The 15,755-nt window shown below is 53.7% G+C and carries 11 protein-coding genes; 10 read left to right on the top strand and 1 reads right to left on the bottom strand.

Going from position 1 to position 15,755, the window contains the following annotated elements; genetic code table 11:
- Positions 1-45 precede the first annotated feature (45 nt).
- The 5 genes from dapA (at position 46) to AC27K1_RS10505 (ending at position 5,541) form a co-directional block, all read left to right on the top strand.
- Complete coding sequence (gene dapA / locus AC27K1_RS10525; protein WP_487150402.1) at positions 46-951, top strand: 4-hydroxy-tetrahydrodipicolinate synthase; 906 nt, start codon at positions 46-48, stop codon at positions 949-951.
- Positions 939-2,060 (top strand): NlpB/DapX family lipoprotein, encoded by a 1,122-nt coding sequence (bamC, locus tag AC27K1_RS10520; protein ID WP_487150400.1) that lies wholly within the window; start codon positions 939-941, stop codon positions 2,058-2,060. Before dapA ends, bamC begins: the two co-directional genes overlap by 13 nt.
- Before the next feature lie 130 nt (positions 2,061-2,190).
- Positions 2,191-2,904 (top strand): phosphoribosylaminoimidazolesuccinocarboxamide synthase, encoded by a 714-nt coding sequence (purC, locus tag AC27K1_RS10515; protein WP_487150630.1) that lies wholly within the window; start codon positions 2,191-2,193, stop codon positions 2,902-2,904.
- Positions 2,905-3,414: 510 nt separating this feature from the next.
- A complete protein-coding gene (locus AC27K1_RS10510; RefSeq protein ID WP_487150398.1) occupies positions 3,415-4,293 on the top strand; it encodes a tetratricopeptide repeat protein in 879 nt (292 codons plus the stop codon).
- Between the two features lie 297 nt (positions 4,294-4,590).
- Positions 4,591-5,541: a LysR substrate-binding domain-containing protein gene (locus AC27K1_RS10505; protein ID WP_395182934.1), complete on the top strand. Its 951-nt coding sequence runs from the start codon at positions 4,591-4,593 to the stop codon at positions 5,539-5,541.
- An 84-nt stretch (positions 5,542-5,625) separates the two neighbouring features.
- Here AC27K1_RS10505 and AC27K1_RS10500 read toward each other — a convergent pair whose 3' ends face one another.
- On the bottom strand, positions 5,626-8,499 hold the full coding sequence (locus AC27K1_RS10500) for a response regulator (RefSeq protein WP_487150395.1): 2,874 nt from the start codon (positions 8,497-8,499) through the stop codon (positions 5,626-5,628).
- 192 nt (positions 8,500-8,691) lie between these two features.
- On the opposite strand from AC27K1_RS10500, the gene AC27K1_RS10495 reads away from it, so the two are divergent.
- The 5 genes from AC27K1_RS10495 to mazG all read left to right on the top strand — a co-directional run bounded on the left by AC27K1_RS10495 (position 8,692) and on the right by mazG (position 15,608).
- Positions 8,692-10,062, top strand: a complete 1,371-nt coding sequence (locus AC27K1_RS10495; RefSeq protein ID WP_487150393.1) for an SLC13 family permease — start codon at positions 8,692-8,694, stop codon at positions 10,060-10,062.
- Positions 10,063-10,152: 90 nt separating this feature from the next.
- Entirely contained in the window at positions 10,153-11,064 is a 912-nt protein-coding gene (gene cysM, locus AC27K1_RS10490; protein WP_487150391.1) for a cysteine synthase CysM, read from the top strand.
- Positions 11,065-11,130: 66 nt separating this feature from the next.
- Positions 11,131-12,456, top strand: a complete 1,326-nt coding sequence (rlmD, locus tag AC27K1_RS10485) for a 23S rRNA (uracil(1939)-C(5))-methyltransferase RlmD (RefSeq protein WP_487150389.1) — start codon at positions 11,131-11,133, stop codon at positions 12,454-12,456.
- An 86-nt stretch (positions 12,457-12,542) separates the two neighbouring features.
- On the top strand, positions 12,543-14,786 hold the full coding sequence (gene relA, locus AC27K1_RS10480) for a GTP diphosphokinase (RefSeq protein WP_487150387.1): 2,244 nt from the start codon (positions 12,543-12,545) through the stop codon (positions 14,784-14,786).
- A complete protein-coding gene (mazG, locus tag AC27K1_RS10475) occupies positions 14,787-15,608 on the top strand; it encodes a nucleoside triphosphate pyrophosphohydrolase (RefSeq protein WP_487150385.1) in 822 nt (273 codons plus the stop codon).
- Positions 15,609-15,755: the final 147 nt, after the last annotated feature.

Below are 15,755 nucleotides of genomic sequence, written 5' to 3'. Positions count from 1 at the left end.
CCGGTAACATTTGCGCTTATTTTTTATGGCTACTGGAGTGTATCGATGATAACCGGCAGTCTTGTTGCGCTGGTCACCCCCATGTTGTCCGGTGGGGAAGTGGACTGGCAGCGCCTGCACGATCTGGTCGACTTCCATCTGGAAAATGGCACCGATGCCATTGTGGCCGTAGGCACCACTGGCGAGTCGGCGACGCTGACGGTGGAAGAGCACTGTCAGGTCATTCGTGATGTTGTTGCGCAGGTAAAGGGACGTATTCCCGTGATTGCCGGTACCGGCGCGAACTCAACCCAGGAAGCGGTACACCTGACCGCGGAAGCCAAGGCGCTGGGCGCCGATGCCTGCCTGCTGGTGACGCCTTACTACAACAAGCCCACCCAGGAAGGCCTCTACCGACATTTCCGTACCGTGGCGGAGTCGGTTGCGATTCCCCAGATTCTCTATAACGTACCAGGCCGTACCGCTGTGGATATGCTGCCTGATACCGTTGAACGTCTGTCTGATCTAACCAGTATTGTTGCCATCAAGGAAGCCACCGGTGACCTGGAGCGGGCGCGTGAAGTGATTACCCGTTGCGGTGATCGTATCGCGGTCTACTCCGGGGATGATGGCACCGCCGTGGAGCTCATGCTGCTGGGCGGCAAGGGCAATATTTCTGTTACAGCGAATGTCGTACCGGCAGACATGCATGAATTGTGTGCCCTGGCCATTGCCGGTAAAGCCGATGAAGCACGCGCTATTCACCAGCGTCTGTTACCGCTGCACAAGGCACTGTTTCTGGAGTCAAACCCGATTCCGGTCAAATGGGCATTGCAGGCAATGGGGCTAATGGAGGGAGGCATCCGCCTGCCGCTAACGCCATTATCAGAACAGCACCATGAAGCCGTTGTCCGGGCCATGCAGGCAGCGGGTGTTAATGTTGTATCCAAGGAGAGTGCATGCACAGTGTAAGGATGTTGCCTATGGTGGCAGCAGTCTCTCTCGTGTTGGGTGGCTGCAGCTACCTGACCGGTAAGGATGGCTATTTCCGTGATAAATCCGAAGATTACGCGGCTGAGCAAACCTATGGCCGCCTGACGCTTCCGGAAGGTTTGAATCCCCGTGATATGCCGGAATATCTGCGCGTGCCCGAGCAGGCTGAGACATCAGGAGAAATCGGGGGTGAGGTTCCGCGTCCCGACCAGCGCATTATGCGGACTGCGGATGAAGGGTATTCTGTGCAGCGCAGTGGTGATCAACGCTGGCTGCTGGCTGAGAAGAGTCCTGAAAAAATCTGGCCGCAACTGTTACGTTTCTGGAGTGTGAGTAATATTCCGCTTTCCGCGTCTGATGCAAAACAGGGCGTTATGGAAACCCAGTGGGTTGTGATGCGTGATGAAACCAGCAAGGACCTGGTTCGTCGCCTGTTCGGACGTGTCGTCGGCATGGACAGCACCGAACCCCGGGAAGACCGTTTCCGTTTGACGGTTCAGCAGGGCGTGCGTGCGGGTACCAGCGAGATAAAACTGGAGCATGCCAGCCGTGCACTGGATAGTGAAGAAAAAGCTGTTTGGCGAGACGGAGAATCCGGCACGAGCACCAGTCTTGAGGCGGGCCTGCTGAATGAAATGCTGGTCTTCCTGGTGCAAAATGCCGATGACCAATCCGTTTCACTGGTGGCGCAGACGCTCAGTATTGGTGACCAGAGTGCGTTGATCTATGACGGTAACGGAAATCCTGTGCTGAAAATCAGTCAGCCATTTGCCCGTAGTTGGCAGGCGGTTTCTGTTGCGTTGAGTGAAGCGAAAATTCAGGTGGTTGACCAGAACCGCTCTGCCGGCGTTTTCTATATTGAGCTGGGCGATGAGAAAACGGATAAGGACGACGAGAAAGGCTTCTTTAGCGGCCTCTTTGGCAGCAGTGCTGATGACCGTGAACAAGCGCCCAAAACCGCTTATCGCGTCAGGGTTTCTCCGCTCGGGGAAGAAGTCCAGGTCACCCTGGAGAAAGATATCAACACCCTGCCACCTGCCGATGTTTCTGAGAAAGTGCTGCAGTCCATCAAGTCGCATCTGAGTTAATCGTGGGTTCGACACGCTGTCAGCGTTAATGGTTGTGCTTATATTACCGGTTCAGTCTGTTTGATGAACCGGTTCATTGTCTCCTTGTTCCCTGAATCTGCTGATTTTATTCACCTGTGTGGAGATTATGATGGAAAAGCGTGAGGAGCTTTACTCCGGCAAGGCCAAGTCTGTTTACACGACAGATGATCCCAATCGGATGGTGCTGCTGTTCAGAAATGACACGTCTGCGTTTGACGGCGTCAAGGTCGAGCAGCTGGAACGCAAGGGTATGGTCAACAACCTCTTTAATGCATTCATTATGCAGAAGCTGGAAGATGCCGGTATAGCCACCCATTTTGAGAAGGTGTTGTCTTCTCAGGAATCACTGGTCAAGCGCCTGGAGATGATTCCGGTTGAGTGTGTCGTGCGTAACATTGCCGCGGGCAGTATCTGCAGGCGCCTGGGTGTGGAAGAAGGTATTGACCTGAATCCCCCGACCTTTGAGTTCTTCCTGAAAAACGATGCACTGCATGACCCCATGGTCAATGAGTTCCATATCCGTTCTTTCGGCTGGGCGGAACCGCAGCATGTGGAAACCATGAAGGAGCTGACATTCAAGGTTAATGATATCCTGAAGCAGCTGTTCCTGGATGCGGGTATGCTGCTGGTTGACTACAAGCTGGAGTTTGGCCTGTTTGATGGCCAGGTGGTGCTGGGAGATGAATTCAGTCCGGATGGCTGCCGTATCTGGGATAAGGAAACCCGCAATAAGCTGGATAAGGATCGTTTCCGTCAGGGACTGGGCGGCGTGGTTGAAGCTTATGAAGAAGTCGGCCACCGTCTCGGAATAACCTTCGATTAAGATCTTCTCATTGAGCTGCTTTTGTGGCAGCTCAATGGCTTCATTTTTTCATCAATTTTCTCAAATTTTTGCTTGCATTTTCTAAAGCGCCTCTGAGTCGAGGTCTCGGACGGGCTTTCTCTCTTGTCAATAATTATGCACAAATTTTGATCGCCGTTTGCAAAGGTCAATGATTTGGCGCTAAGTCTTTGATTTTCCGTAAAACAAATCATAACCTATTGAAAAATAAAGAAAAAATAATTGATCAAAAAATGATCAATTTAACGGTTCGTAAGGTTCAATGGGGGATTTCGGCGCTTTTCTCCAGCTCATCCACAAAGATATCCACAGAAAATGTGGGTAACCTGGATGCACACATTCGGGGCATTTTCGGGTGAATTTTTTTAGGGTTGTCATGGTGCTTCGATGGTCTGCTGATCCACGCAATTTGCGTGCATGTTGACCCTTGAATTCACCCTCACGTGACGCCATTGTGTGAGTATCGCTAAATCACAATCACACGGGTCTGTCATGAATCCAACAGCCAATGTCATCGAGGTCACTGCTGACAACTTACACAGTGAAGTACTGGAACGCTCCAAATCGGTTCCGGTGTTGCTGGATATCTGGGCAGACTGGTGCCAGCCCTGCAAAATGCTGATGCCTGTCCTGATGAAACTGGTTGAGTCGTATCAGGGGAAGTTTGTCCTGGCCAAGCTGAATGCTGAGGATCCTGATCCGCAGGTGCAGCAGATTGCCCAGAGCCTGATGATGCAGTTAGGCGTTCGCAGTATTCCCGCACTGATTTTTTTGCATGAAGGAAAGCCTGTCCAGGTACTAACCGGTATGCAGCAGGAAGGCGACTTGCGCGCCATTCTTGATCAGTTGACCATGAGTCCGGCGGAACGGGTACAGGCGCAGGTTGAAGCGCTGGTTGCGGATGGGCAGCCTGAGCAGGCGTTGCAGTTATTGCAGCAATTGCTGCAGGAAGAACCGGAAAATATGGGTTTGCAGGTGTTGCAGGCCAACCTGTTGCTGCAGCTCGGGCGTGTGGCTGATGCTTCACAGCTCCTGGATGCACTGCCTGATGATGCGCCGGGCATTGCGCAACCTAAAGCACGCCTTGCTCTGCTGGGGCTGGCCGGGGATATTGCGGATCGCGCTTCGGTGGACGCTCAGATTGCGGCCAATGAAAAAGACCATGAAGCCCGTTATCAGCTGGCGATTCATCAGTTGTTGGCCGATGAAGCGGAACTGGCGTTGGAAAACCTGCTGTTCATTATTCGTCATGACCGGGAATTCCGCGAAGACGGCGCCCGTACCCTGATGTTGAAGTTCTTTGAACAGCAGGGGAGTGCGGATCCCCTGGTGCGTCGTTTCCGCAGCCGTTTGTTTGCCCTGATGCATTAATCTTCATGACGGTGGCGCCTTCACCAAAGGCGCCCGACTCTTCCCGCTAAGCGTTATTTCAGCGTCTGTAAGGCCAAAACCCTGGTGAAAAGTGGTTTTATGTCGTTGTATTGCCAGCGATGCTTGTCGGATAATAGCGCTCCCTTTTAGTCTTTGTCCTGCTTCCTCTCGCTGTCTTTTTTGTTCAGGTTGTCCTGTCCGGAGTCTCTCCCTCAAGGTGATCCTGTCTCATCCTCCTTTCAGCATATGGTCTGCCGGGATAACGGTTTTTCTGTTCATTGAATGTGAGAGAGTGGCATGATCCAGACCGAGTCGATACAGGTCGCCCAGGCTGTCGCCCATTACGGTAGTTTCACGGTGGCTGCCCAGCACCTGCACAAGGTGCCGTCAGCCATCAGTTATACCGTGCGAAAACTGGAGGAACAGCTGGATGTTCAGCTCTTTGTCCGCGACAGCAAGCGGGTGGCGCTGACGCCGGCCGGTGAGCATTTTCTCAAGCATGCCGGTCGTCTGCTGGATAAGGTTCGGCAGCTGGAAGACAGTACCCGCCAGGTTGCCCAGGGCTATGAACGTGAGTTGCGCATTGCCATCGACAATGTCGTAAACCAGGGGGTGATGTACGACCTGATTCGTGATTTCAATGCCGCTTTTCCCACCACGCGGCTTGTGGTGAATGGGGAAATTTATATCGGCTGCTGGGATGCCCTGTTTCACCAGCGTTGCCAGCTGGCAATCGGTGCGCCTCAGACAGTACCCGAAATCATACCGGGTCAGAGTCGGTTTGATTTCCGTTCCATGGGCTTGCTGGAGTGGGAGCTGGTCATGTCGCCAGATCACCCGTTAACCCAGGCAGAAGCGCCTTTGACCGCCGAGCAGCTGCGGGATTATCTGACCATCACGATAGAAGACAGTGCCCGTTATTTCAGGCCGGGAGAAAACTGGCTGGATGATAATCCTTCCGTACTGGTTGTCCCCAATTTCCGTAATGCCATTGAGTGCGTTATGCAGGGCATTGGTGTGACAACACTGCCTAGACATTTTGCCAGGTATTATCTGGACAATGGTCTTTTGGTGGGACGAGCCATTCACGGCGTGCCCTGGAACACAACTTGCCATGTTGCCTGGAATGATGAAGTGCGTGGGCCTGCGCTGGAATGGTGTCTTGACTGGTTGGGCGACAGTGAAAGGCTGAATCAGTGTTGGTTGACTCATGATTGTGATGCAAAACCGGAGTTTCATATTCCCTGAATGCCACGTGCAAAGCTGATACTGCATGTACCAGTCAGAGAGATACAAGCGGCACATGCCGCTTGAGGATATAGGTCAGTTCGGTCAGGCGTAATCCGGTTTTTTCATGCTGACAGAACGCCATTGCTGAAGGCGATCAATTTCTGCCAGCAGTCGTTTAATGGCCTGGTTGAGGGATTCTTCCGTTAAATCATTGCTGCTTTGCTTGAGCAGGGATTCGGCTTCCAGACAGGTTTCCTGCAGCAGGGGCACACCGCAGTAACGGGTCGCACCATGCAGCTTGTGAATAATTTCCAGTAGTTGATCAAGGTTGTGATCCTGCCAGAGATCAATAATGGCGTTTCGATCATCGGGCAGTTCATCCAGCAGCATGGTCAACAACTCATCTGCCAGTTCTTTTTTGCCGCCGGCAAGGTGTAATCCTTGCGAGTGATCCACCACCGGAATGCCATTTTTGCTGCTGAAAGCGGGGTGGGCGGTTTCGCCGGTTTCCTGCTGGGAGGCGAGTAGCCTCAAGCCGGTCCACTTTTGAATGACATGGCGTAGCTGGGATTCACTGATCGGTTTGCTGAGGTAGTCATCCATGCCTGCCAGCAGCAACTGCTTTTTCTCTTCGGCCAGGGCGTGGGCGGTCAGGGCGATAATCGGCATGCGACTTTCCGAGACTTCCTGTTCCCGAAGGCGACGGGTGGTTTCCATACCGTCCATGACGGGCATCTGAACATCCATAAATACCAGGTCAAAGTGGCGGTTGCGTGCAATATCAATCGCTGCCTGTCCGTTATTGACGGCGGTGGTCTCTACGCCCAGATCGTCCAGCAAGGCGCAGAGGAGCTTCAGGTTGGCCTCGTTGTCATCAACCGCCAGGATGTGGGGCTGTCTTGGCAGGCTCTGCTTGATCTGGATTTGTTCCTCTGAGGGTAAGTGCGTTTCCAGTCGGCTACTTAAAGCATGCATGATGGTGCGGGATAGGCGGTTACGGCACGGTGGTTTGGCCAATGTCAGTACCGTATGGGATGCTTTTGCTGCCATAGTGCTGATGCTATCCAGGTAGCCGGTCATGGCGGTGACCAGGAAGAGAGTGTCATCGGGCGTCTGGTCAATTAACTGGAATATCCGGTCACTGTCCAGGCTGGCGGGATCATGACCGATTACGACGAGGTCAAATATTTCCCGATTCTGCTCAGTCAGGGCTTCTTCAAAATGGGCCAGCTGGTCACAGCCGCGGACCATCATGTCAAACTCTTCCAGTAGCTGCTCGAACGCATAGCGTGTGTAACGGCGTGGTTCAAACAGCAAAACCTTCTTGCCCGGCAGTCGGCAATTGAGTTGGCTGAGCTGGCCTTCGGCGGCGAAGGGCGCCTTGAAAGTAAACCAGAACGTACTGCCTTCCCCGATATGGCTTTCCAGGCCAATATCACCTTGCATTTGTTCGACCAGGTTTTTGCAGATCACCAGTCCAAGACCGGTACCACCGATCTTTCGGGTACGGGAGTTATCTACCTGTGAAAAGGCCTGGAACAGGTGTTTTTGCTGGGTTTCCGAAATGCCGACACCCGTATCAGTGACACTGATTTTCAGGATGGCATGCCCGTCTTCCTGGTGATCCAGCATGACGCGGACGACGACAGAGCCGTCACTGGTAAATTTGATGGCGTTATTGACCAGGTTGGTCAAGACCTGTCGGAGTCGGAGTCGGAGTGGGTCGCCGATGATGTCCAGCGGAACATCCCGGTAGATCAGGCAGGCGATTTCCAGTGATTTGTCGTGGGCTGTGGGCGCCGCGATAGCGAGGACTTCATCTACCAGTTCCCGCAGGTTCAAGGGCGTGCTTTCCAGTACCAGCTTACCCGCTTCTATCTTGGAAAAATCGAGGATGTCATTGATCATCGCCAGCAGACCCTCTGCAGAGTTCTGCAGGGTGGTCAGGTATTCGCGCTGGGTTTCGTTCAGGTTGGATTTCAGTAGCAGGTTGGTGAAACCAATAATACCGTTGAGGGGCGTTCGGATTTCGTGGCTCATGTTAGCCAGGAATTCGGATTTAACCCGGCTGCCTTCCTGGGCCCGTTTTCTGGCCATATCCAATTCAGCATTTTTGACTTCCAGGGTTTCCATGGTTTCGTGTAGGTCTTCGGTTGCCTGGTCAATGGTCTGCTGCATTTCCTGGTAAGCATCCTGCAGCGAGGTCACCATCTGGTTGATGCCATTTTCCAGTTGCGCGAGCTCTGCCCCTGCACCGGTATGAATACGGGTATCCAGTTTACCGCGGCTGATGGCTGAGACAGCATCGCTGATGTGTTGGATAGGACGGGTAATACTGCCAGCCAGTCGCAGGCCCGCAATGATGGTGAGTAACAGGGAGCTCAGTAAAAGCAGGCTGCTGAGCAGAATTAATTGGTATTGGTGAATGTCTGTGCTGTCGCGGGAAAAACGAATTTTGATCCATCCCGTGGGTTTTACGGATGGTGTCAGGTTGATGGCTGATAGATTGCCCCCGGCATAGATGGGCGTGATGACGCATAACCCAGTGTCCAAACGGGTCAACTGACTGGTTTCAGGCAGGGATTTCAGTGTTTGTTGTCGTGCAAAACGGGAGCCGGAATGAATGATTTCCTGACCTGCGCCGTCGTAAACACTGACGGCCCGGATGTCCTGACGGCTCAGAGAGGTGTCAGCAAGGCTCTGCAATAAATCGCTGTCGTTCGCCTGAAGTGCATGCCCGTTGAGCAGGCTTAACTGTTCCGCCGTACGTATTGCCTGTTGTTCCAGACGCTGGTTGATGTCATTCAGATAGAGCCATGTCAGACCGAACCCCAGCAGTATAGCGGCGGCCAGACCGGGGAGAAGGGCAAGCAGCAAAACACGATGCTTGATGCTGGTCAGTTTCTTTTTCATGTTCTTATCAAACTGGCTGAGTCGTGTTGTTATTGATTTTTTCTGGCTGTGTGTTGCAGCCATGCTCGAGCATTGTCGCATAAAATAGCGAGCATTTTGTGTGTTTCTGTTACCGGTCGATACCGTTTTCTTGTGCTGGAGGAAAAGCTTTAAATACGGGGATCAAAACCGTTAAGATGCAGCCCGGTTCATCGTGTCAATGGCAGCAGTAAGCAATAAAAAGGGTTGCTGTTGTCGAACGTTGCAGGAGCGTTTATGGCCGTCGCTGAAGTGGGTTCCAAACAGGCATTCTTCGACAGGAAACGTTTAACCTTTCTTGCTGACTGCATACTGTTTGCCGTGTTGCTCAATACCCTGCCTTTTGAGCAGGAGGTGGTGACCGGCCTGAGCATCCTCGCATTTATCGCCATCCTCTGGCTGACGGAAGCGGTACATGTCAGTATCACGGCCATACTGGTGCCGGTACTGGCGGTCGCGTTTGATGTCTTTGAAACACCTCAGGCGCTGAGTAGTTTTGCCAATCCCATCATCTTTCTGTTCCTGGGTGGTTTTGCCCTGGCGGCGGCGCTGCATAAACAGAAACTGGATCAATTGATTGCCGATAAGGTGCTGGTGCTGGCCCGTGGTCGTATGTCGGTAGCAGTCATCATGCTGTTTGCGGTGACGGCAGGGCTCTCGATGTGGATCAGTAATACTGCGACTGCTGCAATGATGCTTCCGCTGGTCATGGGCGTTTTGGCCAAAGTGGATACCGAGAACGAGCGCAATACTTTAGTTTTTGTTTTGCTCGGGATTGCCTACTGCGCCAGCATCGGCGGTATTGCCACGATTGTTGGCAGCCCACCCAATGCCATTGCGGCGGCTGAAGTCGGCATTGGCTTTACAGAGTGGATGGCGTTTGGCTTGCCGGTGACACTAGTGCTCCTGCCAGTGGCTGTGGGTGTTCTTTATCTGCTGCTCAAGCCAAACCTGAATCATACCTTTGAATTGGATCACAAGGTGATCGAGTGGAATCGTCAACGGCTGATGACACTGGCCATATTCGCCCTGACGGTCACCCTGTGGATATTCAGTAAACCGATCAACGTCTGGCTCGGTGGTTTCAGCAAGTTTGACACGCTGGTGGCTTTGCTGGCGATTGTATTGCTGGGTGTGTCGCGAGTTGTCGAATGGAAAGATATTGATAAATCCACCGAGTGGGGCGTATTAATTCTTTTTGGTGGTGGCATCTGCCTGAGTAATGTCCTGAAGGCGACCGGTACCAGTGTCTTCCTGGCCCATGAAATTGGTGGATTTCTGGAGCAGGCGGGACTGCTGGTGACGTTGCTGACCGTAGCGGTTTTCGTGGTATTTCTTACTGAGTTTGCCAGCAATACCGCTAGCGCTGCCTTGCTGGTGCCGGTGTTTGCGACCATCGCGGAAGCATTAGGCATTTCTCCGTTAATTCTGTCGGTGTTGATTGCCATAGCAGCATCCTGCGCCTTTATGCTGCCGGTGGCGACACCGCCCAATGCCATTGTGTTCAGTTCAGGCCATATCAAGCAGCGGGAGATGATGCGGGCGGGTGTTTATCTCAACCTGGTGTGCATTGTTATACTGACCGCCTTTGCCTGGCTGGTCTGGTAAGCGATAAAACGGACAGACAATCTGCCTGACAAAGGTGGGGACGTGGCAGTGTGATGTCATGGTTTTGGAGTGAGAGTGAAACGGACGCGTATGGATTATCCAACAATTGAAGACCTTGTCGGTGAGACGCCGCTGATCAGGTTACAGCGACTGCCTGCGTCAGGGCGCAATACCGTATTGGTCAAGCTGGAAGGTAATAATCCGGCGGGTTCTGTGAAAGACCGTCCGGCACTCTCCATGATTCAGGAAGCTGAACGGCGTGGCGACATTCGCCCCGGTGATACCCTGATCGAAGCCACCAGTGGTAATACCGGTATAGCGCTCGCAATGGTAGCGGCCATGAAAGGTTACCGGATGGTACTGATCATGCCCGACCATATGAGCGAAGAGCGCAAGGCCGCCATGACGGCCTATGGGGCTGAACTGATTGAAGTTTCTAAGCAGGAGGGTATGGAAGGCGCCCGTGATCTCGCGCTGAAAATGCAACAGGAAGGCCGTGGGCGGGTACTGGATCAATTTAATAATGCTGACAACCCACTGGCCCATTACCGGGGAACGGGGCCGGAGCTCTGGCGGCAGACGGATGGGGAAATCACCCATTTCATCAGCTCCATGGGAACTACTGGAACCATCATGGGGACTTCGGCCTATCTCAAGGAAGTCAATCCCGATATTCAGATCATCGGTCTGCAGCCAGCGGAAAATGCCTCAATCCCCGGTATACGTCGTTGGCCGGAAGCTTACCGTCCTGGCATCTTCAACGCTGCTCAAGTGGATCAGGTCATGGATATTGGTCAGAAAGAGGCGGAAGACACCATGCGTCGACTGGCCCGGGAAGAAGGTATTTTCTGCGGCGTATCGTCCGGTGGGGCTGTTGCAGCGGCGTTGAAAGTGGATCGCGAGGTATCTGGAGCGACCATTGTTGCCATCATCTGCGACCGTGGCGACCGTTACCTGTCAACCGGCGTTTTTACTGACACGACCGGTGTATGTTCCCCGTAAAGGCGCTGGCGGTTCCTGTCAGCAGGCGTACAATACGCCCTTGTTTTACTGACAGGAATTCTGCCGATGCAACCGCGCACGCGTCACGCGCGAGCGACTGCTCCCTTCGATCTTTCCATTGACTCCCTGACTCACGACGGCCGCGGTGTCGGCAGGTATAAGGGGAGAGCTGTATTTGTTAACCAGGCGGTACCCGGCGATACGGTCACTGCACGGGTGGTCAAGCAAAAGACATCGCTGTGGGAAGCTGAAATTGATCGTATTCTGGTGCCATCTCCTCAGCGCCAGCAACCGGAGTGTCCCAGGTATGGGACATGTGGCGGTTGTAGCCTCCAGCATCTCGACCATGACGGTCAGCTTGCCGCGCATACCGATGTCGTTCTTGGACAGTTAAAGCGCTTTGCGGGCCTTGAGCCTGATCTTCTGGCTGACCCGTTACGCAGCCCGGCCTGGGGATACCGCCACCGTGCCCGACTGGCCGTAAGGTGGGTGGACCGCAAGGTGTTAATGGGTTTTCGGGCAATGGGTAGCAATACCATTATTCCGATTGATGCCTGCCCTGTGCTGGCGCCTGAGCTTGATGCTCTGTTGCCCGCGCTGGAAGCCACACTGAAGGCGGCAACTGACCCCAGGGCTATTTCCCATATCGAGCTGGCTGCAGGCGATAACTGCCGGGGCATTCTGCTGCGCCATATTCATCCGCTATCGACGCAGGACCAGGCGCGATGGGAGGCGATGGCCCGTGAATTCAGCGCCCATCTCTGGTATCAGCCCAATGAGCCGCAGCCACTTGAGTGTGCCTATTCACCGGACGGCCAAGAATCACTAACATACCGGTTACCTGAATTTGCTTTAAAACTCCGTTTTTTGCCGGTAGATTTTATTCAGGTGAATCCGTTTATTAACCGTCAGATGGTCAGTCAGGCGGTTGACTGGTTGGCGCTCTCCCCGACAGACACCGTATTGGATCTATTCTGTGGATTGGGTAACTTTACCCTGCCGCTGGCAAGCCGGGCAGGTCAGGTTGTCGGAGTGGAGGTGGTGGAGTCGCTGGTGGCCAAGGGGCGTGATAATGCGAGCCTCAATGGTATAAATAATGCCATCTTCAGTCGGGCCGACCTGAGTGAAGATATCGCACATCAGGCATGGAGTCAGACCGCTTATGACGCCTGTTTGCTGGATCCGCCCAGGACCGGTGCCCGGGAAGTGCTGGAAAGGCTGGTAGATCGGTTGCCTGGACGTGTGCTGTATGTGTCCTGTAATCCGGCCACCCTGGCGCGGGATGCCGGTATTCTGAAACAGTCTGGCTATCGTCTGGCCCGTTTGTCGGTCATGGATATGTTCCCCCAGACGGTGCATGTGGAGACCATGGCGTTATTCCTGCGGGATTAAGAGCATCCACAGAGATGCCGAAGCATGCGATGTTGTGTGGCTGCCGTCAGGCAGCCTCTGTTAATAAAAAGTGAGATGACAAGTAGATGGTTAAGGTCCGAGAAGATCACCCGGTGGGTTCCGATGGAAGTGTCGATCTTCAGTCCTGGCTCGGACGACTGAAGCGTGATGTGAATCTTGCGGATGAGCAGATGCTGCTGGCAGCCTGTGATATGGCGGCGGGGGCAGAGGTCAATCCGGGCAAGCCCAGCAGCTGGTCGCAGATGAGCGGCAGCAGCACGCTGAAGATCGGCATGGAGATGACGGATATCCTTGCTGAACTGAAACTGGATCAGGCCTCGCTGATCGCGGCGCTGCTGTATCGCTCGGTGAGGGAGCACAAGCTGGCGCTCAGTGATGTCCGCGAGCGTTTCGGGAGTGAAGTCGCCCGTTTGATCAAAGGCGTTCTGGGCATGGCGGTTATCAGTGCTATCCAGAATCCGGCCCGGGCCCAGGTGCTGGGGCAGCAGCAGGATCAGCTGGAAAAAGTCCGGAAGATGCTGGTCTCTATTGTGGATGATGTTCGCGTTGCCCTGATCAAGCTGGCGGAGCGGACCTGTGCGATTCGGGCAGTCAAGAATGCGGATCGGGAGCGGCGTCAGCGGGTGGCCCGGGAAGTCTTCGAGATTTATGCGCCACTGGCCCACCGCCTGGGAATCGGTTACATCAAGTGGGAGCTGGAAGACCTCGCATTCCGCTATCTCAAGCCCCAGGACTACAAGAAAATCGCCAAGCTGCTGGACGAAAAGCGGCTGGATCGTGAGCAGTATATCCATGATGCCATTGAACACCTGCAGAGCGAGTTGAAAGCCAGCGGTATCGAGGCGGATGTCAACGGCCGGGTCAAGCATATCTACAGCATCTGGCGGAAGATGCGTCGCAAGGGGCTGGAATTCCGGGATCTCTATGATATTCGTGCCCTGCGTATTCTTGTGCATGAGGTGCGTGATTGTTACGCAGCGCTGGGTGTCGTGCATTCCATCTGGAACCATATCCCCAAAGAATTCGATGATTACATTGCCACTCCCAAGGAGAATGGTTACCAGTCCCTGCATACCGCAGTTATAGGGCCAGCGGGTAAGACGCTGGAAGTCCAGATCCGTACCCATGCCATGCATGATGAAGCGGAGCTGGGTGTCTGTGCGCACTGGAAATACAAGGGGACCGATACCAAGAACAGCGCTGACAGTTATGAGGAAAAACTCAACTGGCTGCGTCAGGTGCTCGAATGGCAGGAAGAGATTGGTGACGGTGTGGAAGGTCTGGCAGACCAGTGGAGGCTGGACGTTGAGCCGGACCGGGTTTATGTCTTCACCAAGGATGGCCATGTGGTTGACCTGCCGGTGGGCGCCACCCCGGTTGACTTTGCCTATCGCGTTCACACAGAAGTGGGTAATCGCTGCCGTGGTGCCAAAGTGGGCGGCCGGATTGTTCCCTTGAACTACACCCTGCATACCGGTGATCAGGTAGAAATCCTGACGGCGTCCAATGCCGTGCCAAGCCGTGACTGGCTTAACCAAAATCTGGGTTACGTCAAGACCAGCCGTGCCCGCGCCAAGATCGTCAACTGGTTCCGCAAACAGAATCGGGATTCCAACATTGAAGCGGGCCGTCACTTTATTGAGGCCGAACTCAAGCGTCTGGATATCAAGGGCGTGGACTTCCGTGCGTTGGCGGAAGCCATGAATTTCAACGCCGAGGATGATCTGTTTGCCGCTTGCGGCGCCGGTGATGTGCGCACCATGCAGGTGGTGAATGCCGCACAGCGGCAGGTGGAGCCGGAAGAAGAATCGGTCTTTGAGTTGCGGACCCGGCCAAAATCCACTCGCAACGACGGCGATATTACCATTCACGGTGTCGGCAACCTGCTGACGCAGATGGCGGGTTGCTGTCATCCGCTGCCAGGGGATCCGATCATTGGTTATATTACTTTGGGGCGCGGTGTCACTATTCACCGGTCCGACTGCGCCAATGCGTTACAGCTCCAGGAGCAGGAATCGGATCGTCTCATTGAAGTGAACTGGGGTGATGGCAAGGAGCAGACGTATCCGGTTGAAATTCAGATCGTGGCCTATGACCGTTCTGGTCTGCTGCGAGATGTCACCGTGGTGCTGGCCAATGAGAAGGTCAACGTGCTTGACCTGAACACGCATACGTCGAAGGAAGACAATATTGCCACTATGCTGTTGACCATCGAGATTGCGACACTGGATGACCTTGGTCGTATATTGGCCAAAATCAGTCAGCTGTCCAATGTCATTGAGGCACGCAGGCACCGCAAGGGACGATAAATGACCCGGTACACCCTGGAAGATCTTCTGAATCTGATGGCCCGGCTCCGTGATCCGGAGGCGGGTTGTCCCTGGGATATCCGGCAGGATTTCGCCAGCATTGCCCCCTATACCGTGGAAGAAGCCCACGAGGTGGCGGATGCGATTGCCAGTGAAGATTATCCCCATCTTGAAGAAGAGCTGGGGGATCTGCTGTTCCAGGTGGTCTATCACGCCAGGATGGCTGAAGAGCAATCGTTGTTTGATTTTTCTTCGGTGCTTAACAGATTGGTTGAAAAATTAATTCGTCGCCATCCGCATGTGTTTCCTGACGGTACGCTGGCTTCTAGCCGATCTGATGGTGAGTTGGTCGACGAAGCGGATGTCAAGCGACGTTGGCAGGAAATCAAGCAGGCTGAAAAGCAGGCATCATCCGGCAAGAAACCATCGGGTTTGCTGGATGATTTGCCTGCATCACTTCCGGCCCTGAAAAGTGCGCAGGCCATTCAGGCTAAAGCAGCTGGGCAGGGATTTGACTGGTCTGATTCCGGCCCGGTATTTGACAAGCTGCGTGAAGAAATTGATGAGCTTGAGCAGGCCTGGCGCAGCAATAATAGTGCGTCCGTACGTGATGAAACTGGCGACTTGCTGTTCAGCTGCGTCAACCTGGCGCGGCATGTTGGGGCGGACGCCGAACAATCCCTGTTGGGCTGTAACCACAAATTCAGACGTCGATTTTCGTATATAGAACAACGCCTTCAGGAGCAGGATAAAAGCTTACAGGATTGCTCTCTGGAAGAGCTGGATGCGCTATGGGATGACGCCAAAGCATCCGGTTTATAAATACCCTGAACCTTAACTTTTCTAAAACTACTGCCTTATAAAAACTTTTTCCCGGCAGATGCCATGGTTTTTCATGGTGTCTGATTCAGCTCGCTGAGCGTTGATTTTCGTCAAAATATCCCCTCGTCGATCGTATACACTGCGAAC

This window comes from Kistimonas ophiarachnellae (assembly GCF_057552235.1).
Note: the sequence above shows the minus strand (reverse complement) of the source record. Positions and strands in the feature narration are given on the sequence as shown.